At 66.5% G+C, this 22,203-nt stretch carries 24 protein-coding genes; 7 read left to right on the top strand and 17 right to left on the bottom strand.

Annotated elements, in window-relative coordinates:
- Positions 1-10: 10 nt before the first annotated feature.
- The 6 genes from DXK93_RS16180 to DXK93_RS16155 all read right to left on the bottom strand — a co-directional run bounded on the left by DXK93_RS16180 (position 11) and on the right by DXK93_RS16155 (position 5,508).
- Positions 11-763: an amino acid ABC transporter ATP-binding protein gene (locus DXK93_RS16180; RefSeq protein WP_054451448.1), complete on the bottom strand. Its 753-nt coding sequence runs from the start codon at positions 761-763 to the stop codon at positions 11-13.
- Positions 764-767: 4 nt separating this feature from the next.
- Positions 768-1,460: an amino acid ABC transporter permease gene (locus DXK93_RS16175; RefSeq protein WP_054451450.1), complete on the bottom strand. Its 693-nt coding sequence runs from the start codon at positions 1,458-1,460 to the stop codon at positions 768-770.
- A 30-nt stretch (positions 1,461-1,490) separates the two neighbouring features.
- The gene (locus tag DXK93_RS16170; protein ID WP_054451452.1) at positions 1,491-2,279 is read right to left on the bottom strand and encodes an ABC transporter substrate-binding protein; all 789 of its coding nucleotides are present in this window, start codon (positions 2,277-2,279) and stop codon (positions 1,491-1,493) included.
- A 42-nt stretch (positions 2,280-2,321) separates the two neighbouring features.
- On the bottom strand, positions 2,322-3,230 hold the full coding sequence (locus DXK93_RS16165) for an arginase family protein (RefSeq protein ID WP_054452208.1): 909 nt from the start codon (positions 3,228-3,230) through the stop codon (positions 2,322-2,324).
- Positions 3,231-3,499: 269 nt separating this feature from the next.
- Positions 3,500-4,366, bottom strand: coding sequence for an IclR family transcriptional regulator (locus tag DXK93_RS16160; protein WP_119450585.1), 867 nt, complete (start codon positions 4,364-4,366; stop codon positions 3,500-3,502).
- Between the two features lie 119 nt (positions 4,367-4,485).
- Positions 4,486-5,508, bottom strand: a complete 1,023-nt coding sequence (locus DXK93_RS16155; protein ID WP_054451454.1) for an amino acid ABC transporter substrate-binding protein — start codon at positions 5,506-5,508, stop codon at positions 4,486-4,488.
- Positions 5,509-5,845: 337 nt separating this feature from the next.
- Here DXK93_RS16155 and DXK93_RS16150 point away from each other — a divergent pair, with 337 nt between their 5' ends.
- From DXK93_RS16150 to DXK93_RS16135, 4 genes are read left to right on the top strand one after another with little or no spacing between them, the layout of a single operon-like run.
- Entirely contained in the window at positions 5,846-6,847 is a 1,002-nt protein-coding gene (locus DXK93_RS16150; RefSeq protein ID WP_054451456.1) for a tripartite tricarboxylate transporter substrate binding protein, read from the top strand.
- 17 nt (positions 6,848-6,864) lie between these two features.
- Positions 6,865-7,545 (top strand): 3-oxoacid CoA-transferase subunit A, encoded by a 681-nt coding sequence (locus DXK93_RS16145; protein WP_054451457.1) that lies wholly within the window; start codon positions 6,865-6,867, stop codon positions 7,543-7,545.
- 26 nt (positions 7,546-7,571) lie between these two features.
- Positions 7,572-8,213, top strand: a complete 642-nt coding sequence (locus DXK93_RS16140; protein WP_119450584.1) for a 3-oxoacid CoA-transferase subunit B — start codon at positions 7,572-7,574, stop codon at positions 8,211-8,213.
- Positions 8,213-9,040, top strand: coding sequence for an IclR family transcriptional regulator C-terminal domain-containing protein (locus DXK93_RS16135; protein WP_054451462.1), 828 nt, complete (start codon positions 8,213-8,215; stop codon positions 9,038-9,040). The genes DXK93_RS16140 and DXK93_RS16135 overlap by 1 nt, the downstream gene beginning before the upstream one ends.
- Positions 9,041-9,050: 10 nt before the next feature.
- Here the strand turns inward: DXK93_RS16135 and DXK93_RS16130 are convergent, their stop codons facing one another.
- The 6 genes from DXK93_RS16130 to DXK93_RS16110 form a co-directional block, all read right to left on the bottom strand.
- Positions 9,051-10,103, bottom strand: coding sequence for an L-threonylcarbamoyladenylate synthase (locus DXK93_RS16130; RefSeq protein WP_119450583.1), 1,053 nt, complete (start codon positions 10,101-10,103; stop codon positions 9,051-9,053).
- A gap of 12 nt (positions 10,104-10,115) precedes the next feature.
- Complete coding sequence (locus DXK93_RS16125) at positions 10,116-11,306, bottom strand: 5-(carboxyamino)imidazole ribonucleotide synthase (protein ID WP_054451466.1); 1,191 nt, start codon at positions 11,304-11,306, stop codon at positions 10,116-10,118.
- Between the two features lie 5 nt (positions 11,307-11,311).
- On the bottom strand, positions 11,312-11,833 hold the full coding sequence (gene purE / locus DXK93_RS16120; protein WP_054451468.1) for a 5-(carboxyamino)imidazole ribonucleotide mutase: 522 nt from the start codon (positions 11,831-11,833) through the stop codon (positions 11,312-11,314).
- 103 nt (positions 11,834-11,936) lie between these two features.
- The gene (locus DXK93_RS16115) at positions 11,937-12,509 is read right to left on the bottom strand and encodes a disulfide bond formation protein B (RefSeq protein ID WP_119450582.1); all 573 of its coding nucleotides are present in this window, start codon (positions 12,507-12,509) and stop codon (positions 11,937-11,939) included.
- 10 nt (positions 12,510-12,519) lie between these two features.
- On the bottom strand, positions 12,520-12,678 hold the full coding sequence (locus tag DXK93_RS32140) for a DUF5993 family protein (protein WP_367648236.1): 159 nt from the start codon (positions 12,676-12,678) through the stop codon (positions 12,520-12,522).
- A gap of 1,080 nt (positions 12,679-13,758) precedes the next feature.
- Positions 13,759-14,640, bottom strand: coding sequence for a phosphoribosylaminoimidazolesuccinocarboxamide synthase (locus tag DXK93_RS16110; protein ID WP_049075485.1), 882 nt, complete (start codon positions 14,638-14,640; stop codon positions 13,759-13,761).
- A gap of 263 nt (positions 14,641-14,903) precedes the next feature.
- Here DXK93_RS16110 and DXK93_RS16105 point away from each other — a divergent pair, with 263 nt between their 5' ends.
- Entirely contained in the window at positions 14,904-15,359 is a 456-nt protein-coding gene (locus DXK93_RS16105; protein WP_119450581.1) for a GFA family protein, read from the top strand.
- A gap of 100 nt (positions 15,360-15,459) precedes the next feature.
- Here the strand turns inward: DXK93_RS16105 and fba are convergent, their stop codons facing one another.
- Both fba and DXK93_RS16095 read right to left on the bottom strand, forming a co-directional pair.
- The gene (gene fba, locus DXK93_RS16100; protein WP_013395676.1) at positions 15,460-16,524 is read right to left on the bottom strand and encodes a class II fructose-bisphosphate aldolase; all 1,065 of its coding nucleotides are present in this window, start codon (positions 16,522-16,524) and stop codon (positions 15,460-15,462) included.
- Between the two features lie 202 nt (positions 16,525-16,726).
- Positions 16,727-17,626 (bottom strand): SMP-30/gluconolactonase/LRE family protein, encoded by a 900-nt coding sequence (locus DXK93_RS16095; RefSeq protein WP_119450580.1) that lies wholly within the window; start codon positions 17,624-17,626, stop codon positions 16,727-16,729.
- Between the two features lie 356 nt (positions 17,627-17,982).
- On the opposite strand from DXK93_RS16095, the gene DXK93_RS16090 reads away from it, so the two are divergent.
- Both DXK93_RS16090 and DXK93_RS16085 read left to right on the top strand, forming a co-directional pair.
- A complete protein-coding gene (locus tag DXK93_RS16090; RefSeq protein WP_119450666.1) occupies positions 17,983-19,281 on the top strand; it encodes a dicarboxylate/amino acid:cation symporter in 1,299 nt (432 codons plus the stop codon).
- A 149-nt stretch (positions 19,282-19,430) separates the two neighbouring features.
- Positions 19,431-19,811 carry a hypothetical protein gene (locus DXK93_RS16085; protein ID WP_225596846.1) on the top strand — a complete coding sequence of 127 codons (381 nt, stop codon included), beginning with the start codon at positions 19,431-19,433 and terminating at the stop codon, positions 19,809-19,811.
- Between the two features lie 12 nt (positions 19,812-19,823).
- On the opposite strand, the gene DXK93_RS16080 is transcribed toward DXK93_RS16085, so the two are convergent.
- The 3 genes from DXK93_RS16080 to DXK93_RS16070 form a co-directional block, all read right to left on the bottom strand.
- Positions 19,824-20,258 (bottom strand): hypothetical protein, encoded by a 435-nt coding sequence (locus tag DXK93_RS16080; protein WP_054451475.1) that lies wholly within the window; start codon positions 20,256-20,258, stop codon positions 19,824-19,826.
- Positions 20,259-20,395: 137 nt separating this feature from the next.
- The gene (locus DXK93_RS16075; RefSeq protein WP_119450665.1) at positions 20,396-20,938 is read right to left on the bottom strand and encodes an MOSC domain-containing protein; all 543 of its coding nucleotides are present in this window, start codon (positions 20,936-20,938) and stop codon (positions 20,396-20,398) included.
- A gap of 23 nt (positions 20,939-20,961) precedes the next feature.
- A complete protein-coding gene (locus DXK93_RS16070) occupies positions 20,962-22,161 on the bottom strand; it encodes an alpha-D-ribose 1-methylphosphonate 5-triphosphate diphosphatase (RefSeq protein ID WP_054451477.1) in 1,200 nt (399 codons plus the stop codon).
- Between the last annotated feature and the right edge of the window lie 42 nt (positions 22,162-22,203).

Raw genomic sequence — 22,203 nt, 5'->3', positions numbered from 1 at the left:
AAAGGCCCGATCAACCCAGTATCTGCCCCAGGAAGGCCTGCGCGCGTTCGGTGCGCGGCGCGCGGAAGAAATTGTCCGGCGTGTCGGCCTCGACGATGGCGCCCTGGTCCATGAAGACCACGCGGTCGCCGACCTCGCGCGCGAAACCCATTTCATGCGTCACGCACACCATGGTCATGCCGTCGCGCGCCAGCGCCACCATCGTGTCCAGCACTTCCTTGACCATCTCGGGGTCCAGCGCGGATGTGGGCTCGTCGAACAGCATGATCTTGGGCCGCATGCACAGCGCCCGCGCAATCGCCACGCGCTGCTTCTGGCCGCCGGACAGCTGGCCCGGGTACTTGGAGGCGTGCTGCGGAATCTTGACGCGCTCCAGGTATTCCATGGCGCGGGCCTCGGCTTCCTCGCGCGGCACGCCCTTCACCAGCATCGGCGCCAGCGTGCAATTGTCCAGCACGGTCAGGTGCGGAAACAGGTTGAAGTGCTGGAACACCATGCCGACCTCGGCGCGGATGCGCTCGATGTTCTTCAGGTCGTCGTTCAGCTCGATGCCGTCGACGACGATGCGGCCTTGCTGGTGTTCCTCGAGCCGGTTCAAGAGCCGGATGGTGGTGGACTTGCCGGAGCCGGACGGCCCGCACAGGATCAGCTTTTCGCCTGGCAACACCTCCAGCGCCAGCTCGTCCAGCACCTTGAAGTCGCCATACCATTTGCATACGCCCTGCATCGTGATGATAGGGGCGGCGTAGTTCAATCCATCCATCGCATCAGGCCTTGGAAATGTCATGGTTTTCGCCCGCGCCGCTCCAGTAGCCCGGCACGGTCAGGCGCTTTTCGGAACGGCGGAACACGTAGGACAGCACGCTGCACATGGCGAAGTAGATGACGCCCACCATGGTGTAGACGGTCAGCGCCTGGAAGGTGGCGCCCGCCAGCATTTCGCCCGCGCGCATCAATTCGTAAACGCTGATGACGGCCACCAGCGAGGTTTCCTTGATCAGCACCAGCGCGTAGTTGCCCAGCGCCGGGAACACCGTGCGCAAGGCCTGCGGCAGCACGATGCGGCGCAGCCGCTGCACCTTGCCCAGGCCCAGCGCGCGCGCCGCCTCGTACTGGCCGCTGTCCACCGACTGGATGCCGCTGCGGAAGAGTTCGGCCAGATAGGCGCCGAAGTTCAGCGTCAGGCCCAACACGCCGGCAACGAAGCCGTTGATGACCACGCCCATCTCAGGCAGGCCGTAGTAGATGTAGAACAGCTGCAGCAGCAGCGGCGTGCCGCGTATCACGTCGATGTAGAAACGCGCGCCGCGGCTGAGCAGCCGCGACGGCGACAGGCGGCACAGACAGACGACCAGGCCCAGGGCCACCGCCAGGAATGCCGAAGAGAAAAACAGCGCCAGGGTCCAGACCGTGCCCTCGGCGAGGGGGGTCAGGTACATGCGCAGGGTCGCGAGATCCAAGTCGTACTCCTTATCCGTGCCGGTACGGCGTCACTTGCTCATCAGGTCGGCCACGCCCCACTTCTGCCCGATGGCGGCGAGCTCGCCGTTCTGTTTCATCTGTGCCAGCGCGCCGTTGACCGCCTCCAGCAGCGCGGCGTTGCCCTTCTGCACCGCCATGCCCACCTGCCACTTGCGCTGCGGCTGATAGCCCGTGTCCAGCTTCACGCCGGGGATGTTCTTGGTCTTGATCTGGTAGATGATGCTTGGCGGATCCACGATGCCCAGGTCGATGCGGCCGGCGCGCACGTCGGCCAGCAGCGTGGAATAGTCCTGGTACGTCGAAACCTTGGTGCCGGGCATGTCCTTGATCATGTTGAACTGCACCGAGTCCACCAGCACGCCGACGCGCTGGCCCTTCATGTCTTCGAACTTGGCGTACTTCTTGTCCGCCTTGTCGCTGACCACGATGCCCTCGCCCCATTCATAGACCGGCGCCGAGAAGTCGATGGCGCGGGCGCGTTCCTCGGTGATGAAGAGCGGCGCGGACATCACGTCGGCGCGGCCCGAGGTCAGCGTGGGAATCAGGCCGGAGAACGGCACGTCGGACAGCTTGTCCGACACCTTCAGGTGCTTGGCCACGGCCGCGGCCACGTCCACCATGATGCCCTCCAGCTGGTTCGACTTCGGATTCTTGAAGCCGTGCGGCGGCGCGGACGCCGTGGTGACGACGTTCAGGCTCTGGTCCGCGCGGATCTCGTCCAGCGTGCGCGCCTGCGCGCCGCCCTGGGCCAGCAGGCCGGCTACAGCCAGGCCCAGCAGAATGGATTTGAGTTTCATCGTTTTCCCCTTGGATGAATTGGTTGGCGTGGCGCTGCCGGCTCAGGCCGGACGCCCCTGCGGATACTGCTGCACCGCTACCGCCGCCAGCGCGCAGAATTCCTGCATGACGGTGGCTGCCAGGAAGGCCGTGGCCCCCTGCACGTCTTGCGGCGGCGACACGGTGTTCACGTCGAACGCCACGAAGTTCAGGCCCGCGAGCTGGCGCAGCAGCGCCAGCCCTTCCTTGGCCGTAAGTCCGCCCCACTCCGGCGTGCACACGCCCGGCGCGCAGGAAGGATCGAAGATGTCCATGTCGAAGCACAGGTACACGGGCCGCTGGCCGATGCGCTGCTTGATGTTGGCCAGCGCGCCCTTCTGGTCCTGGTCGAAGTCGTCATAAGGCAGGATCGTGTAGCCGACCTCGCGCCCGAACTCCAACACGCCCGGCATGAAGGAACTGCCGCGCGTGCCGATGTGAAAGCTGGAGGCCACGTCCAGCAGCCCCTCTTCAGCGGCGCGTGTGAACGTAGTGGCCGTGTTGTAGCCAGGGATGGGATAGGTGTCGGTGTGCGAATCGAAATGCAGCACCACGAAATCCGGATGGCGGCGCGCCACGGCGCGCAGCTGCGGCAAGGTGACCGCGCCATCGCCTCCCATGGAAATCGGTATGGCGCCCGAATCCAGGATGGCGCCTATGCCGGCCTCGATCAGCGGATAGGAGGCGTCCGGATCGCCCGGATGGCAGGCCACATTGCCCACATCGATGGCGCGCAGGAACTCCGGCGGGTTGTCGATGCCGTGGCGCCGGAAGATATCCACCGGCCGCAGCAGCCTGGACTGCTCACGGATCGCGTCCGGCCCCTGGCGCGATCCGACCCGGAACGGATGCGTGCCGCAATCGAAGGGAATGCCGACCACGCAGGCGCGCGCCGCGCCCATGCCCGCGGCGCGGACGGCAGGCAGGCCCATGAACCCGGCGACGGGATGAAAACAGACTTCGGCTGGCTGCTGCACAACTCGGCTCCTGGGTGACGACCGCTGCCCTGATAAGGCTGGGATCACTATTTAGATTCAATCAAATCGCTGTGCGATATGATCGTGTCGAAATAAGAGTAGCGTGCGTACAAGCATCCGGCCAATTAGGGAGTTTCCCCTAATCAGCAGTTTTATATCCGACTAAATTAGTATGCATAACGAACGCACGTGGTCGGCGCGCCCGGGACCCGGGCCCCCTGGAATCAGGCTTCGTCGCCCGCGAACGGCATCGCGTCGCGCAGGGCGCCGCCCGGCGGCTCCATTTCATAGAAGGGGCGCGACCGCCCCAGCGTGCGCGACGCGCTGATGGCGTGCGCCGTTTCCACCACTTGCGGACCGAACACCGCCTGCGCCTGCTCGAACGACCAGCGGCTGGACGGCACCGATACGTTGACCGCGCCTACCGGCGTGCCACCGGCATCCAGCACCGCGGCGCTGACCGTGATGTCGCCCGGATAGAACTCGCCGTTGGAGCGCGCATAGCCGTGCCTGCGGGCAAACTCCAGCTCGGCCAGGAGCTCGTCCATGCTTGTGATGGTGGCGGCCGTGTAGGCCTTGCGGTCGCACCGTTCCAGGAGACCACGCGCGACCGCGGGATCCAGCCTGGCCAGCACCGCCCGGCCCGCCGCCGTGCAGTACAGCGGCAGGCGCATGCCCACCGGCATGTTCACGAACATTTCCTTGTGGGTGGCAAAGCGCGCCACGTACACCATGTCCAGACCGTCGGGCTCGGCCAGGCTGCAGGTTTCCTGGCTGTTGCGGTTGAGCGTGTGCAGGAAAGGATTGCCGCCCAGCACCAGCGGGCTGGTCTGCACGTACTTCATGCCCAGCTCCAGCGACCAGGGCCCCAGCGAGAACTTCTTGCTCAAGGGGTCCTTGCGCAGATAGCCCAGCGTCCACAGCGTGTGGGTGAAGCGCTGCACCGAACTCTTGCTCAGTCCGGTCGCTTCGGCCAGCTCCGGCAAGGTCATGGCGGGCTGCCCCTCGCTGAAGGCCCGCAGGACGGAGACGCCGCGCGCCAGCGCGGCGATGAACAGTGGGGAATCCTCGGCGTTTCGGGTCTGCGTCATGGCGCGTGGGCCGTCCAGTAGAAAGCGCATAGCGTACCGCAATACGGTGCAGACGTATCGCGTGGCGATGCCATAAAAAAACGGCCCGGAAATCCGGGCCGTCCTGGCTGGCGCGAACCTTAGCGGATCGGCCAGGGATACATGGCGCCGCCCTTGTTCCACAACGCATTGGTGCCGCGTTGCAAGCCGAGCTTGCTGTCCTTGCCCACGTTGCGCTCGAACACTTCGCTGTAGTTGCCCACTGCCTTGATGGCGTTGTAGGCCCACTTCTCATCCAGCCCCATGTTCTTGCCCGCCCCCGGCGTCACGCCCAGGATGCGGGCGATGTTGGGGTTGTTGCTCTTCAACATTTCGTCGACGTTCTTCTGGGTGATGCCGTATTCCTCGGCCTCCATCAGCGCGAACAGCGTCCAACGCACGATGCCCAGCCAGTTCTCGTCGCCCTGGCGCACCATGGGACCCAGCGGCTCCTTGGAGAAGCGTTCCGGCAGGATCTCGTAGTCGTCCGGCTTGGCGACCTGGGTGGCGCGCACCGCGGCCAGTTGCGAGGCGTCGTCGGTGAAGGCGTCGCAGCGGCCCGATTCGAAGGCGCGCACGACCTCGGTCACCTTGTCGATCACCACCGGCTTGAATTCGATGTTGTTGGTGCGGAACCAGTCGGCCAGGTTGAGCTCGGTGGTGGTGCCGGGCTGCACGCAGACCGTGGCGCCGTTGAGTTCCTTGGCGCTCTTGACGCCCAGCTTCTTGCTCACCAGGATGCCCTGGCCGTCGTAGAAGCTGGCCGCCACGGCCGCCAGGCCCAGCGACGTGTCGCGGGTCTGCGTCAGCGTGACGGTGCGCAGCAGCACGTCCACCTCGCCCGATTGCAGCGCCGTGAAGCGTTGCTGGGTGGACAGCGGCGTGCCCTTGAATTTGGTCGGATCACCGAACACCGCCGCCGCGACCGCGCGGCAGATGTCCACGTCCATGCCTTCCCATTCGCCCTTGCTGTTGGTCGCCGAAAAGCCGGATACGCCGTCGGTCAGGCCGCACTGCACGAATCCTTTTTTCTTCACGGCATCGAGGGTGGGCCCCGCCACCGCCGCCTGGGATGCGCAAGCCAGGGCCAAGGCGCCGGCTGCAAACAAGATGGACCGCTTCATGATCACTTCTCCTGAGTATGGATGCCGCGCCGGCTTGTAAGCCGACTGCGGTTGAAACCGAGCCCTGCCTTACTGGGCCGGCCGCCAGATTAAGCCATGTCCACGGCGTGAACAACGCGAAGGCGCCTAGTGGAAACCCGGAGGACGGGGCGCGATTCCTGAAGGTTGCAGACCTGTCCGGTGAACGAACTTTATCCGCCCGCCAGACCGCGATGGCCGCTTGCCTTGGTGCCATACTTTTTTCGCGTCCCGGGCCCGCCGCTGCCGGCGCCGCGATCTCTCAAAAAATAACGGCCGCGACTACGCGAGCGGCCGATTCATGGAGGAGACCCAACCCATGACCCATGCAAGCCACTTGCAGTCCCGCCGCAGCACCCTCAAATCCCTGCTGGGCACGGCCCTGGCGGCCGCCGGCCTGGCCGCCGGCGCTGGCGTTCACGCCGCAGACGACTGGCCCAGCAAGCCGATCAAAGTCATCGTGCCGTACACGCCGGGTGGCTCGACCGATATCGTCACGCGCATCGTGATGGACAAGCTCGGCCCGCGCCTGAAGCAGACCATCATCATCGAGAACCGCCCCGGCGCCAACAGCAGCGTGGGGGCCGCCATCGCCGCGAAGGCGGAGCCGGACGGCTACACCTTTCTTTCCATCCTGCCCGCCTACATCATCAATTTCCATCTATACAAACTGGGCTACAAGCCCGCCGACCTGACGCCCGTGGTGCAGATGGCGGACCTGCCCCTGTTCCTGTTCGTGGCCGAAGACATTCCCGTGAAGACGGTGGCCGAACTGGTCGACTATGCCCGCAAGAATCCGGACAAGCTCACCTATGCCTCCAGCGGCAACGGTTCCAGCGCGCACCTGACCGGCGCGGACTTCGCGCTGCAAAGCAAGATCACCATGACGCACGTGGCCTACAAAGGCAGCGCCCCCATCCTGGCGGACCTGCTGGGCGGCCGCGTGTCCATGGTCTTCGATCCGATCCTCGTGCCCATGCAGTACGTCAAGCAGAACCGGCTGAAGGCGCTGGCGTTCACCGGCAAGCAGCGCTGGCCGACCGAGCCCTCGATCCCGACCATGGAAGAAGCCGGCCTGCCCGGCTTCGTCACCGGTTCGTGGGCGGGCCTGATGGCGCCGGCCGGCACGCCCACGCCGGTCATCGACCGCATGGCGCGCGAGATCAGCGAGATCGTCAAGGAGCCCGACGTCAGGCAGAAATTCCTGGACGCGGGCTTCCTGCCGGTCAGCGGCACCACCGCGCAATTCGCCGACCTGATGAAGACGGACTCGACGCGCTACGCCGGGATCATCAAGCAGGCGCGTATCACCGTGGACTGAAAGCGCAGGAGCCCCGCATGATCGACAAGTTCTACGACACTCCCGAGACCGCCGTTGCGGACGTGCACGACGGCGCCACCGTGCTGATCAGCGGTTTCGGCGGCGCCGGCATGCCCACCGAGCTGATCCACGCGCTGATCGCGCAGGGCGCGCGCGAGCTCACCGTGGTCAGCAACAACGCCGGCAACCACGAAACCGGCCTGGCGGCGTTGATCAAGGCCGGGCGCGTGCGCAAGGTGATCTGCTCGTTTCCCAAGGCGTCGCACTCCTGGGTCTTCGACGAGTTCTACCGCCAGGGCCGCATCGAACTGGAATGCGTGCCGCAAGGCACCATCGCCGAACGCCTGCGGGCGGCCGGCGCGGGCCTCGGCGGGTTCTACACGCCCACGGCCTATGGCACCGAACTGGCGCGCGGGAAGGAAACCCGCATGATCAACGGCCGCGGCCACGTCTTCGAACATCCCTTGCATGGCGACTTCGCGCTGGTGAAGGCCGACCTGGCTGATCGCTGGGGCAACCTCACCTACAACAAAAGCGCGCGCAACTTCGGTCCCGTCATGTGCATGGCGGCCAGGACCGCCATCGTGCAGGTGCGCGCCAAGGTCGCCTTGGGCGAACTCTCGCCCGAAGCCGTGGTGACGCCGGGCATCTTCGTCACGCGCGTCACCCAGGTGGCCAACGCCGCCTTTTCCAGCTAGGGCTGGCCGAATCCCAAGGAGTCCGCATGTTCCAACCCTTGACCCGAGAGGCCATGGCGCGCCGCCTGGCCCAGGACATACCCGACGGCAGCTATGTCAATCTGGGCATCGGCATGCCTGTGCTGGTGGCCGCGCATCTGCCGGCCGGCCGCGAGATCGTGCTGCACAGCGAAAACGGCATCCTGGGCATGGGTCCGCCGCCCGCCGAAGCCGACATCAACCTGGACCTGATCAACGCCGGCAAGCAGCCCGTGACCCTGCTGGAAGGCGGCGCGTATTTCCATCACGCCGATTCGTTCGCGATGATGCGCGGCGGCCACCTGGACATCTGCGTCATGGGCGGCATGCAGGTCGCCGCCAACGGCGACCTGGCCAACTGGTCGCTGGCCAAGCCGGGGGAAGCGCCGGCCGTGGGCGGCGCGATGGACCTGGCGGTGGGCGCGCGCAGCGTCTACATCATGATGGAACACAACAGCAAAAGCGGCGAGCCCAAGATCGTCGAACGCTGCACATATCCGCTGACGGGCGCCGGCGTAGTGGACCGCATCTATACCGACCTGGCCGTCATCGAGGTCACGCCGGACGGGCTGCTGGTTCGGGATATGATCGACGGCATGACCCTCTCAGCCCTCCAGGCGCGCACCGGCGCGCCATTGCGCGCAGCCTGATGCGGCCCAATCTTCCGCCGCCCGGCTACGCCGCGCCGCTCGCAGCGGAAGACCATCCCGACCAGCTGCGCGGCGATCCGGATTACATGCTGACGCTGGCGCGCGGGCTGCATGTGATCCGCGCCTTCGGCACCCGCCGCCATCCGCAGACCGCGGCCGAACTGAGCCGCCGCGCCGGCTTGCCGCGCGCCGTGGTACAGCGCTGCCTGCACACGCTGATCCTGTTGGGCATCGCCGAACAGCACGGCAGGCTCTATGTACTGACCCCGCGCATCCTGGGCCTGGGCTACGCCTATTTCTCGTCCACGCCCTTTGTGTCGCTGGCGCAGCCGGTGCTGGAAGAACTCAGCGCCACGATCAACGAGACCTGCGCGCTGGCCATCATGGAAGGCCACGAGATGCTGTACCTGGCGCGTTCCGAGGTGACCCGCCTGCTGGCGACCTCGATGGGGCTGGGCAGCAGGCTGCCGGCGTACTGCACCTCGATCGGCCGGGTGCTGCTGGCGCAATTGCCTGAACCCGCGCTGGCCCGCTACTTCGCCGCGACCGAGCTTCAGCCGTACACGGAATTCACGCTGGTCACCGAGGACAAGCTGCGCGCCGAACTCGCGCGCATCCGCGAGCAGGACTACGCCGTCGTCGACCAGGAACTGGAACTGAACGTGCGCGCCATCTCCGTGGCGGTGCGCTCGGCCAGCGGCAAGGCCTGCGGCGCGGTCAACGTCAGTGTCAAGGCGGCGCGGGTGCCGCTGAACCGGCTGACGGAGGAGTTCCTGCCGCCGTTGCGGCAGGCGGTGGAGCGGATCGGGGAGTTCCTGGCGGCCTGAAGCGCAAGGCCTACAGGTCCGTCGTATCCAGCGTGAAGGCAGCGGCGGCGCGGCCGATGCGGTCGTTGACCGCGTGCCAGTCATCGGTGGCAGGCGGCGCCTGCACGATGATGCGGGCGTAGCCCTGCTTGTCCAGGTCGCGCAGCAGGCCATAAAGCGCCTGCGCATAGCGCGCCGGATCGGCTGGCACGCCCTGCCACTGCACCCGCCCGTCAAGCGCATCGGGGCGATCGCCGTAGGCGACCACCACGACCTTGCCTTCGGGCAGGCCCTGCCCCTGCACCACGTCCCGCAGGCGTGCGTCGGAAGCCAGCTCCAGCGCCGTGCGCGGCGCGTAGTGCGCCTTCAGCGTGCCCGATGCCCTGGGCGCGGCGGCGTCGGGCGCGAAGACCTGCACGCCCAGCACGGCCTCGATCTGCGCGGCGCTGATGTGGCCGGGACGCAGCAGCACGGGGCCGGCGCCGCGGTCCAGGCGCGACAGGTCAAGGATGGTGGACTCGATGCCCACTTCCGAGGCGCCCCCTTCCAGCACCGGCATGCCGGCCGCGACTTCCTCGGGGAACTCGCTGCGCACGTGCTCGGCGCGCGTCGGCGACACCTGGCCGAACTTGTTGGCAGATGGCGCCGCGACGCCGCCCTGCCCGTTGGGCTTGCCCGCGGCAAAAGCCTCCAGCAGCGCCTGCGCCACCGGATGCGAGGGGCAGCGGATGCCGATGCTGTCCTGGCCGCCGCTGACCGTGTCGACGATGTGCGGCGCGCGCTTGAGAATCAACGTGAGCGGACCGGGCCAGAAAGCGTCGATCAGCAGGCGCGCCTCTTGCGGCACTTCCGCCGCCCAGTACGACAGATCGCCTTGCGGCGCGATGTGCACAATGACGGGATGGTTGGAAGGCCGGCCCTTGGCGGCGTAGATCTTGGCGACCGCTTGCGGGTTTTCCGCGTCCGCGCCCAGGCCGTAGACGGTCTCGGTGGGAAATGCGGCCAGCTCGCCGTCCAGCATGCGCTGGGCGGCGTGGGCGATCTCCGCGGCGGTGGCGGACGCTGACGGGGACAAGGAAGTCATGGAATCCGCGCTTTACTCGGGAGCCTGCATGCCCAGCGCCGCCGCCACGCGGGCGGCGTCGTCGCGAGCCTGCTGCAGGGTGGGCGCCACGATCGTGATGTGGCCCATCTTGCGGCCACGGCGCGCTTCGCGCTTGCCGTACAGGTGCAGCTTGGCGGTTGGCACGGCCAGCGCGGCGGCCCAATCGGGTTCGCGCTGCGCCGTGGCGGTGGCCGACGGATACCAGATGTCGCCCAGGATGTTCAGCATGACGGCGGGCGCCAGCAGGTCGGAGCCGCCCAGCGGCAGGCCGGCCATGGCGCGCGCCTGCTGCTCGAACTGGCTGCTGAGGCAGGCATCCATGGTGTAGTGGCCGCTGTTGTGCGGGCGCGGCGCGATCTCGTTGACGATCAGGCTGCCGTCCTTGAGCACGAAGAATTCCACGCACAGCACGCCGTGGTAGCCCAACCCCTGCGCGATGGCTTGCGCGGCCTGCGTGGCGCGGGCCTGCCTTTCGGCATGGGCTGCGTCCTGCTGCACCGGCGCCGCGGTCGACACCGCCAGGATGCCGTCGCGGTGCACGTTGCGCGCCACCGGGAACACCACGCTCGCGCCATCGAAGCCGCGCGCCAGCACCACGGAAATTTCGTAGTCCAGCGGCATCAGCGCTTCCAGCACGCAGGCCACGCCGCCGAATTCGGCGAAGGCCGCCAGCGCTTCCTCGCGCGTGTTGATGCGGGCCTGGCCCTTGCCGTCGTAACCCAGGCGCGCGACTTTCAGGATGCCCGGAAACAGCCCTTGGGGCGCTGCGCGCAGGTCGGCTTCGCTGCGGATCGCGGCGTGCGGCGCGACAGCAATGCCTTGCGAGGCAATGAACGTCTTTTCGGCGATGCGGTCCTGCACGATGGCCACGGCGTCTCCGGCCGGGCTGACGCGGCAGCGCGTGGCCAGCGTGCGCAGGCTGTCCGCGGGCACGTTCTCGAACTCGGTGGTGACGGCCTGACAGGTCTGGGCCAGGCGCTCGAGGCCGGCCTCGTCGTCATAGGCGGCCTGGATGTGCAGGTCGGCCACCATGCCCGCCGGGCATTCGGCGGCCGGATCCAGCACCGCGACCTTGTAGCCCAGGCTCTGGGCCGCGTGGCAGAACATGCGGCCCAGTTGGCCGCCGCCCAGCAATCCCAGCCAGCCGCCGGGAGCAATCATGAAAGCAGTCGATTGAGTCATTCTGATCAGGCCTCGGGCGGAACCTTCATGTCGCGCGCGGCTTGCGTCTGGCGGGCGCGGAACGCCACCAGCTTCTTGTGCAAGCCCGCGTCCGTGCCGGCCAGGGTAGCGATCAGGTGCAGCGCGGCATTGGCCGCGCCGGCTTCGCCGATCGCGAAAGTGGCCACCGGCACGCCCTTGGGCATTTGCACGATGGACAGCAGCGAATCCTCGCCGCGCAGGTACTTGGACGGCACCGGCACGCCGAACACCGGCACTTCGGTCAGGGCGGCCATCATGCCCGGCAGGTGCGCCGCGCCGCCGGCGCCGGCGATGATGCCGCGCAGGCCGCGGGCATGCGCCGCCGCGCCGTACTCGGCCATGTCCTGCGGCATGCGGTGCGCGGAGATCACGCGCGCCTCATGGGGAACGCCAAAATCCTCCAGCATCGTGACCGCGTGCTTCATGACCTCCCAATCGCTGGAAGAACCCATAATCACGCCCACCACGGGGGTGGCCTCTGCCGCTGCGGAAGTCTTGGCTGTCATAACCGGTGTCGTAGAGTTGAGACCGCGGCGCAGGGCCGCGGAAAGTCAAAGGACCGCGGACGGATGCCGCGAAACCCGGTATTTTACCCGGCGCCGGCAAGGGCTATGTCGCGGAGGCGGAATCCAGCCATTGGTAGCTGGCGGGGTTGTCCGGACAAGGCCCGAAACCGCACTCCAGCGTGGTGCTGCCCACATTGGCCAGCGCCACCAGGAAAAACAGGGCCATGACCAGCACGCCCAGCACCGACACCGGCTTGCGCAGCATGTTGTCGCCCCATTTGCGGTCGACAGCCAGCATCACGGCGCAGAACACGATGATGGCGGCAAAGGCGATGAACGCCCAGGTGTAGAAGTGCAGGCCCAGGAAGGGCGAGCCGTAGCCCGGATCGCCCGGCGCGATGTGCAGCAGCACTTGCCGGCCGGCGGCCAGCATGCCGCCCAATGCGGCCGCGATGCTCATCGCATAGTGCATGGGCGAAGGCCCCAACCGCATGTTCAGCAAGAAGCCCACGCCCGCAAGCAGCAGCGCCACGCGCTGCAACAGGCACAGCGGACAAGGCAGCTCGTCGTAGGCGATCTGCCAGAAGAAGGCCATGCCCAGGGCGCTGGTGACGCCCAGCAGCGCCAGGCCATTGAGGACGCGCGAGCCGCGCGCGGGATTGCGGGAGAAGATCATTGCCCCGCCCTCAGAACGACAAGGCCAGAGGGCTGGTCATGTGGTACTGGCACCAGCCGGCGAACAGCGCCAGCGTCAGCAGCCAGAAGGTCACGCAGGGGCGGCGCCTGCCTAGCATGCCGAACCACACCGCGATCAGGCCAGTCAGGAAAGGCAACATCATTACCATGCTGGGAGCTCCTTTCTGGGGAACGTCCCCATGCAAGCAGCCGGGAATTATAACGTCACAATTCGCAATAAATCCTATCGAAAGCCCTGATAACACTTGCAGGGCAAGCGCTTTTCGGGTCGAAAAAACCGCTCCATCTGGACCGGCCGCGGTAAGTTGGACGTAAATCCAACTTGCTGGGGGCGAAGCGGTAGGGCTTCGAGCTTGCGGGCGTCAGGGTTCTTTAGCCGCCGAGGCTGCCCTGCGCCATTCCGATGCTCGCCCCGGTGGGGCTGCGCTTCGGATGGCTTCGGGGTCCTCGGCTGGCAATCGCCTAATGCGTTGGCCTCAGACCCCGTTCATAGGTAGATGCTGTAAGCCGGTGTCCGGGTGGAGGGATCCGAAGCGCAGCCCCACTGGGGCGAGCATCGGAATCCCGCAGCCCGGACGCCGGCGACTCAAGAACCCCGCCTCACAACACCGAAGCGGCAGGGCCTCGAGCTTGCGGATGTCGGAGTTCTTTAGCCGCCGAGGCTGCCCTGCGCCATTCCGATGCTCGCCCCAATGGGGCTGCGCTTCGGATGGCTCCGGGCCGCCTCGGCTACAGTCGCCTAATGCGTTGGTTTTGGACCCCGTTCAGGGGCAGATGCCGTGAGCCGGCGGCCGGGCGGAGGGATCCGAAGCGCAGCCCCACTGGGGCGAGCATCGGAATCCCGCAGCCCGGACGCCGGCGACTCAAGAACCCCGCCTCACAACACCGAAGCGGCAGGGCCTCGAGCTTGCGGATGTCGGAGTTCTTTAGCCGCCGAGGCTGCCCTGCGCCATTCCGATGCTCGCCCCAATGGGGCTGCGCTTCGGATGGCTCCGGGCCGCCTCGGCTACAGTCGCCTAATGCGTTGGTTTTGGACCCCGTTCAGGGGCAGATGCCGTGAGCCGGCGGCCGGGCGGAGGGATCCGAAGCGCAGCCCCACCGGGGCGAGCATCGGAATCCCGCAGCCCGGACGCTGGCGACTCAAGAACCCCGCCCCACAAAACCGAAATGCGATCCGGATTTTCTTCATCCAGACGCCTTGGGAGCGGGCTTTCCTTACCCGACAGCGTTCAGGCGACCAGGCGGTCCAAGGCTTCGCGGTACTTGGCGGCGGTCTTTTCCAGCACGTCCTGCGGCAGGCGCGGCGCGGGCGGGGTCTTGTCCCAGGTCTGGGTTTCCAGCCAGTCACGCACGAATTGCTTGTCGAACGACGGGGGGCTGATGCCCACGCGGTAGCCGTCGGCAGGCCAGAAGCGCGAGGAATCCGGCGTCAACACTTCGTCCATCAGATACAGCGTGCCGTCGTCGTCCAGCCCGAATTCGAACTTGGTGTCGGCGATGATGATGCCCTTGGTGGCCGCGAACTTGGCGGCTTCGGCATACAGTTTGAGGGTCACGTCGCGGATGCGCTCGGCCATTTCCTGGCCGACTTCCTTGACCACGTGGGCAAAGTCCACGTTCTCGTCGTGCATGCCGAACTCGGCCTTGGCGGCGGGCGTGAAGATCGGTTCGGGCAGCTGGCTTGCCTGTTGCAGGCCGGCGGGCAGCTTGATGCCGCAGACGGCGCCGGTGGCCTGGTAGTCCTTCCAGCCCGAGCCGATCAGGTAGCCGCGGGCGACCGCTTCCACCAGGATGGGCTTCAAGCGCTTGACCACCACGGCGCGGCCGCGCACCTGGTCGACTTCGTCCGGCGCGACCACGTCTTCGGGCTTGATGCCGGTGGAGTGGTTCGGCAGGATGTGGGCCAGCTTCTGCAGCCAGAACTCGGTCAGTTCGGTCAGCACCTGTCCCTTGCCTGGGATGGGGTCGTCAAGAATCACGTCAAACGCGGAGATGCGATCCGATGCGACGATCAGCAACTTGTCGTCGCCCACCGCGTACATGTCGCGCACCTTACCGCGGCCCAGCAGCGGCAAGGACTTGATGCTGGATTGATGCAAAGCAGAAGTCACGGGAATGGCCTATGGCAATAATGAAGATTCCCGCCTCGGGCAAGCGCCAGGGCGGGAAGTAGAACGGAATCCGGGAACTGCGGGCAAGGCCGGCGCGGCGCGCGCGGGTCCTGCGAAGCGCATAGGTTACTGCAAATGGGCAGGTTTTGCCGGCCCTCCCCTCGACGCCGCCCGGCGGCCGGGTTAGGCTCTTGCCTCCCCTATGATGCGCGCCGGCCGCCTCTCGCGTCACGGCGCTGACCCCAAGCCGGAGACAAAGCCGTATGCAGGATGCTTCCCTAAAACGCAGCGCCCACGCCGACGCGCAGGTACACCTGACCGGCGGTTGCCAGTGCGGCGCTGTCCGCTACGCCATCACCGATGAACCGATCATGGCGGCAACCTGTCACTGCCGGGACTGCCAGTATTCCAGCGGCGGCGCCCCGGCCCATGCATTGATATTCCCCACCGGCTCCATCACGCTGTTGCGCGGCACCCCCAAGGAGCACCGCTACCGCGGCGAATCCGGCCATACCGTGATGCGCAGCTTCTGTGCGGACTGCGGCACTCCGCTGTTCGGCAATTCGGCGGGCATGGGCTATGACATCGTGCGGGCCGGTTCGCTGGACGATCCGGAAGCCTTCCGCGCCCGCGCCACCCTCTGGACCGAGTCGGCCCCGTCCTGGCACCACGTGGACCGTACCGTGCCGCACTTTCCCCGCAACTCGCCGGCGCCCTAGCGGCGGCGCAGACAAAAAAAGGGCGGTCCACCTGGGTGGACCGCCCTTTTTTCGCTTTGGCGCCAGACGCCTTTTGGCGTCATGCGCCTGCGGCAGATGCTTACTGCACCACTTGAGCCAGCTTGCCCGACGCGTATTGCGCGGCGATTTCGGTCAGCGGCAGGGCCTTGATCTTGCTGGCGTTGCCGGCGGTGCCGAATTCGGTGTAGCGAGCCACACAGATCGCCTTGGCGGCGGCGCGGGCCGGCTTCAGGTATTCGCGCGGGTCGAACTTTTCCGGGTTTTCAGCGAAGAAGCGGCGGATCGCGCCGGTCATGGCCAGACGGATATCGGTGTCGATATTGATCTTGCGCACGCCGTACTTGATGGCTTCCTGGATTTCCTCGACGGGCACGCCGTAGGTTTCCTTCATGTTGCCGCCGAATTCGCGGATCTCGGCCAGCAGTTCCTGCGGCACGCTGGAGCTGCCGTGCATCACCAGGTGGGTGTTGGGCAGGCGCGCGTGGATTTCCTTGATGCGGGAGATCGACAGGATGTCGCCGGTGGGCTTGCGCGTGAACTTGTAGGCGCCATGGCTGGTGCCGATGGCGATGGCCAGGGCGTCCAGCTGCGTGCGGCGCACGAAGTCGGCGGCTTGTTCCGGGTCGGTCAGCAGCTGATCCATGGTCAGCTTGCCGTCGGCGCCGTGGCCGTCTTCCTTGTCGCCTTCCATGGTTTCCAGGGAACCCAGGCAGCCCAGTTCGCCTTCGACCGTCACGCCCAGCTTGTGGGCGGTGTCCACGACCTTCTTGGTCACTTCGACGTTGTAGTCGTAGTCGGCGATGGTCTTGCCGTCTTCCTTGAGCGAGCCGTCCATCATGACGCTGGAGAAGCCCAGGTCGATGGCGCCTTGGCAGATCTTGGGCGACTGGCCGTGATCCTGGTGCATGACCACGGGGATGTGGGGATAGGTTTCCACGGCGGCCTGGATCAGGTACTTCAGGAAGCCTTCGCCCGCGTACTTGCGCGCGCCGGCCGAGGCCTGCATGATCACCGGGCTGTCGGTCTCCGCAGCGGCTTCCATGATGGCCTGGACCTGCTCCAGGTTGTTGACGTTGAAAGCGGGAATGCCGTAGCCGTGCTCGGCGGCGTGGTCGAGCAACTGGCGCATGGAGACTAGGGCCATGAGTGGTCCTCCTTAGGTACTGTCTATTGAAAGATGATTGAAGACTTGCTGAATGGGGTGATTTTACGGGGGATTCGACGAAAGGTCTTGCAACCGCCCGTATCCGGTCCATTCAGATGAGCACGAAAGGCTCAGGCCAGCCTTCGGCTCCCCCGAAGGACCGATGGCGCGGCGGCTTGCGCCGCGTCAGAAACCGCAGCGCCTACGGCCGACCGGCGTGCGGCACGTCCACCCGGGTCATCAGGATGCAGCCTTCGTGCCTGGCCCGGCGGTTGGCCTCGATGAAGTCGGGCGCGGCCGCCATGAACAGGGTCCGGCCGTCCGGCCCGCCCAGGGCGGCGGCGAAGATGCCGAATTCGCCGGTGTCGATCTGCTCCAGGATCTGGCCGCCGCGCGCCACGCGCACGATGCGCTTGCCGATGGCGTCAGCCACCCACAAGGCCCCTTCCGCGTCCAGCGCGCCGCCGTCCGGTCCGATGGCGGAGGCGGCGATCAACACGCCCAGGTCGTCGCTGGCCGGCAAGGGGCCGAAATCGGCCCAGTCGCGGCGCGGCCCCAGCCCGCCATCGGCCAGGATGTCGAACTCGGAAATGCGGTTGCCGAAGGTTTCGTTGACGATCATGGTCTTGCCGTCCGGCGTGATGAACGAACCGTTGGGAAAGCACAGTCCGTCGGCCACCTGGCGCGCCGAGCCGTCGGGATCGACGCGCACGATGCCGGTATTGCGGACCGGCTCGCCCGCCATCAGGTCGAAACCGAAATTGCCCACATAGGCCCGACCCTGCGCATCCACCACCATGTCGTTGACCGGGCCTCCGGTGTACGCCGACAGGTCGGCGTGCACGGCCAGCGTGCCGTCCGTCTCGCGCCGCAAGAGCTTGCGGTCCTTCATGGACGCGATCAGCAGGCAGCCGTCCGGCAGCCAGCCCAGCCCGGACGGCTGCTGCGGCACCTTGCAGATCTGCTCGACCTTGCCATCCAGGTCCACGGCGATGACCTGCTCGGTATAGAAGTCCGACGCCCACAAGCGGTTTTCGTGCCAGCGCAGCCCCTCCAGATAGGTGTATCCGGACGCCAGCACGGACAATTCGCGTTTCGGCATTGCCTGGTCTCCTTGTGCGGCCCCGCGCAGGGGCCTGTTGTTCGTGTTGCCCTGCGCCGCTGCCGCGCACGCCGGGATCGGCCCATTCTGGCATGAGCGCGAGCGATAGCGCAGCAGTTCCAAATTGATACAACTTCGGCATCGCCGGTCCCGAAGCCGCTCCCGGGTAAGCCGCCTTATCCGTCCCCGATCTGACAACTACGTGTCAGGTGCGCGGCGTTAAGATCGCGCCCCAAGGGTAAACCCGGGCCTCTCGGCCTACCCTGGCATTCCCTCTCCGGATCCTCCTGCCCGCCTCTTGCCGGCGCGCCCGCCCTGCCGGGCCAGGCAAACGATCCCTGTTTTCCGTTTTGATCATGAACACTAAGAAGCTGACGCGTTACATCGGCATCGCCATGGTGCTGGGCATCGTGGTGGGCTATTTCTGCCACAACTACGCGCAGAACGAGAAAGAGGCCTTGCAGATCGCCTCGTACTTCAGTCTCGTCACCGACATCTTCCTGCGCATGATCAAGATGATCATCGCGCCGCTGGTCTTCGCCACCCTGGTGACCGGCCTGGCCAGCATGAGCGACGCCAGCGCCGTGGGCCGCATCGGCATGCGCGCCATGGTCTGGTTCATCGCCGCCTCGGCCCTGTCGCTGCTGCTGGGCCTGGCGCTGGTCAACATCTTCCAGCCCGGCGCGCACATGAACCTGGCGCTGCCGGACGCGAACCTGACCTCAGGCCTGAAGACGGGCGACTTCACGCTCAAGGCCTTCATCACGCACGTATTCCCGCGCAGCATCGCCGAGGCCATGGCCAACAATGAGATCCTGCAGATCCTGGTGTTCTCGCTGTTCTTCGGCGCCGCCCTGTCCTTCATCCGCGGCAAGGGCCACAACACCATCTACAACCTGATCGACGAGCTGGCCAAGATCATGTTCCGGGTGACGGACTACGTGATGCGCTTTGCGCCCCTGGGCGTGTTCGCCGCCATGGCCGCCGCCATCACCACCGAGGGCCTGGGCGTGCTGGTGAGCTACGGCAAGCTGATAGGCGAGTTCTACCTGGGCCTGGCGCTGCTGTGGGCCATTCTGTTCGCCGTGGGCTATCTGTTCCTGGGCAAGTCGACCTTCCGACTGGGCGGTTTGATCAAAGAGCCCACGCTGCTGGCGTTTTCCACGGCCAGCAGCGAATCGGCCTACCCCAAGACCATCGAGGCGCTGACGCGTTTCGGCGTGCCCAAGCGCATCTCGGGCTTCGTGCTGCCGCTGGGCTACTCCTTCAACCTGGACGGCTCGATGATGTACCAGTCCTTCGCGGTACTGTTCATCGCCCAGGCCTACAACATCCAGATGAGCTTTACGCAGCAGCTGACCCTGCTGCTGGTGCTGATGGTGACCAGCAAAGGCATGGCCGGCGTGGCGCGCGCCTCGCTCGTGGTGGTGGCCGCGACCCTGCCGATGTTCCATCTGCCGGAAGCGGGCCTGCTGCTGATCATGGGCATCGACCAGTTCTTCGACATGGGCCGCACCGCCACCAACGTGGTCGGCAACAGCCTGGCCACCGCCGTGATCTCCAAGCTGGAAGGCAATCGCGAAGACACGGCCGATACCGAGTCCGCCGCGGCCGAGGAAGCCCCCGCGGGCCAGGCCGCACGCCAGAACGCCTGACGCAGCGGGCAATGAAAAACGGGCCGCATGGCCCGTTTTTTTCATGGCTAGCGCCAGCTTGACCGGCGCCATGGCGGGGAGCAACATATAAGCCCTTCGCTTCCCATCCCGGCGCGGCGCGCATGGGCGCCACGCTCAGTCCTCATGCCATGAAACGCCTTAGCCTGCGCTGCGCCCTGGCAGCCGCGGCCCTGATGTCCGCCGCGCCCGCCTCCCACGCCTGGACCCGCATTTCCTGCGAGCTGGGCGGCACCGTGGCCAACCTGCCCGTGGTGATGCGCCAGTACCGCACCGACGGTACGGAACTGACGCAACTGATATTTCGCTTGAAGGTCAGGAACGCGGACATCCCCGATGGCGCCCGCGCCGATACCGACTGCACCGAATTCGTCGGCCGCGAGATCGACGTGGTGCTGGAGAACACCGCCGCCAACACGGTCCGCAAGGGCAAGACCCTGAAGATGCTGTACCGCTACGACGATTCGCTGGGCCAGAGCCAGGCGACGAAGTTCGAGCTGGACCGGCCCTAGGCGCTGTACGCCCTAGTCGTTGACCGAGCACGAGACGGGCGCGCCGTCCTCGAATTCCACGTCGTAGGTGTGCACCGGATCCCAGGGCAGCGTGAACCACAGTTCATAGCCGTCGCCGTCTTCGTCGAACAGCCACAGCGCGCGCAGCACGGCATGCTGGGCCATGGCTTCGGGGGTTTCTTCCTGCAGCAGCTGGTTGTCGTCCAGGCCGAGCTTCTTGTAGTGCTCGTAGGAGTAGTTTTCCAGCAGGAATTCGGCCGCGGCCAGGATCTGGTCATCGAGGTCGTCGATGATGGCCTTGACCACCTTGGACGCGCTGCTGTCGGGTTCTTCGCCGTCAGTCTGGATCATCACGTGGATGGGCGGACGGCCCTTGCCGGCGGCGACGTTCTCCGCGGCCCACAGATCGGGTTCCTCGGGATCCTGGGTGAAATTGAATCGTGCCATCGCAAACTCCGGAAAAAGGGCCGGCGCGCCGCGGAAATCGCGGCCGCGCCTTTCCCGTCATTTAACCAGATGCACGGCCTCCCGGCTGCGCATATCGGCGATGTTTTTGCGACAGGCCGGCCTTGCGCGGACGGCGTTCAGACACGCTCCAGCGGCAGGTGCGGCAGGTCGGGCAGCGCCACGAGGATGGGATCGCCGGCGCTCACCGTGCCGCCTTCGATCACGATGCCCATGATGCCGGCGCGGCGCATCAGGCTGCCGTCCGGATGGCGGCCCAGCACAGCGGCGGTCAGGCCCTGCTGGTAGTTGTCGAGCTGGGAGCAGGGATTGCGCAGACCGGTGATCTCGACCACCGCATCCGCGCCGATATGCAGGCGCGCCCCGCGCGGCAGGCCCAGCAGGTCGATGCCGCGGGTGGTGATGTTCTCGCCCATGGTGCCTTCGGCCACGTTGAAACCGGCAAGCTGCAGCTCGTCGTGCAGCTCGCCGTGGATCAGGTGGACCTGCCGCAGATTGGGCTGGGCGGGATCCGCCTTGACGCGGGAGCGGTGCTTGACCGTAACGCCCATGTGGGCGTCGCCTTCCACGCCCAGCCCTTTCAGCAACATGATGGCCGGCACCACCGGCTTGCTGAACCCGTGCGTCGGGCTGCAGGCCACGGCTGTCACGATGGGATGCAACACATCTCTCTCCAGGAACCGGTTCAGGCCGCCACGGCCTGCTTTTCGGACGCCCGCTGCTCGCTGGCGCGCACGGGCGGATAGTGCGCCGAGAATACCAGCCGCCCCGCCGACCAGGTATGGCTGATCAGCGGCTGCGTGCCCACTTGCGCCACCGCCACCAGGTCCGCGCGCAGCCCCGGCGCGATGCGCCCGCGGTCGGACAGGCCGCAAGCCTGCGCCGGATTCAGCGTCACCAGCGCGACCGCCTGTGGCAGCGTCAGGTCGGTCTGAGCCGCCACCGTGTAGGCGGCAGCGATCAACGCCGACGGCTGGTAGTCCGAACACAGGCAGCTCGCCACGCCCGCGCGGATGGCATCGATGGCGCGCATGGAACCGCTCTGGCTCTGGCCGCGCAGCACGTTGGGCGCGCCCAGGATGGTGGGCAGTCCGCAGGACACCGCGGCGCGCGCGGTATCCAGGGTGATCGGGAATTCGCTCATGGCCACGCCCAGGTTGCGCATGGTGGCGATGCGCTGGATCGAATCGTCGTCGTGGCTGGCGGTGGGGATACCCAGTCCCTGCGCATGCGACAGCAGCGCCTCCACCCGCGCCACCGCGCCATCCTTGGCGCGCGTCTTGGCCTGCGCGGCCTCCTCGGCCTGCTCGCGGCTCATGGCATGGTTGCCCATCATGTACTGCAGATAGGACTCCAGCGTCTTGAACTGGCCCTGCCCCGGAGAATGGTCCATCACCGACAGCAGGTCCACCGCGCCCTCGTCCATCAGCGCGCGCAGCACGTCCACCGAGGACGCGTCGGTGACTTCGTAGCGGCAGTGGACGCGGTTGTCGACCAGGCTGTGCTGGCCGAAGGCGCGCACCGTGCGCACCACTTCCGCCGCCGTCTGGTTGTTGCGCACGCCCCACTCGCTATTGGCGAAGGACAGCGCGTGATACGGCGTGGTGATGCCGGCCGCGGCATTGCGGCGGTCCACCTGGGCCACGGCAAAATCCAGCGGAAACAACACGCGCGAACGCGGCTCGGCTTCCTTTTCGATGGCATCGCAATGCAGGTCGATCAAACCAGGCAGCAAGGTCTGGCCACGGAGATCGATCTCGCGGTCCGCGCGCGCGCCGGCAGGTTCGATGGCGACGATGCGGCCATCGTCGATCAGCACGGCGCTGTCCTCCAGGATGCGGTCCTGCAGTACCACGCGGGCATGGGTGAGATAGGTGCTCTGCATCATTGCTCCAGGTCGGCCAGGGCCTGTCTCTTATACACATCT

The organism is Achromobacter sp. K91 (assembly GCF_003576205.1).
GTDB classification, from domain to species: Bacteria; Pseudomonadota; Gammaproteobacteria; order Burkholderiales; family Burkholderiaceae_B; genus Achromobacter; species Achromobacter aegrifaciens.
The sequence above is the reverse complement of the archived record's forward strand: the minus strand, read 5'-3'. Positions and strand labels throughout refer to the sequence as shown.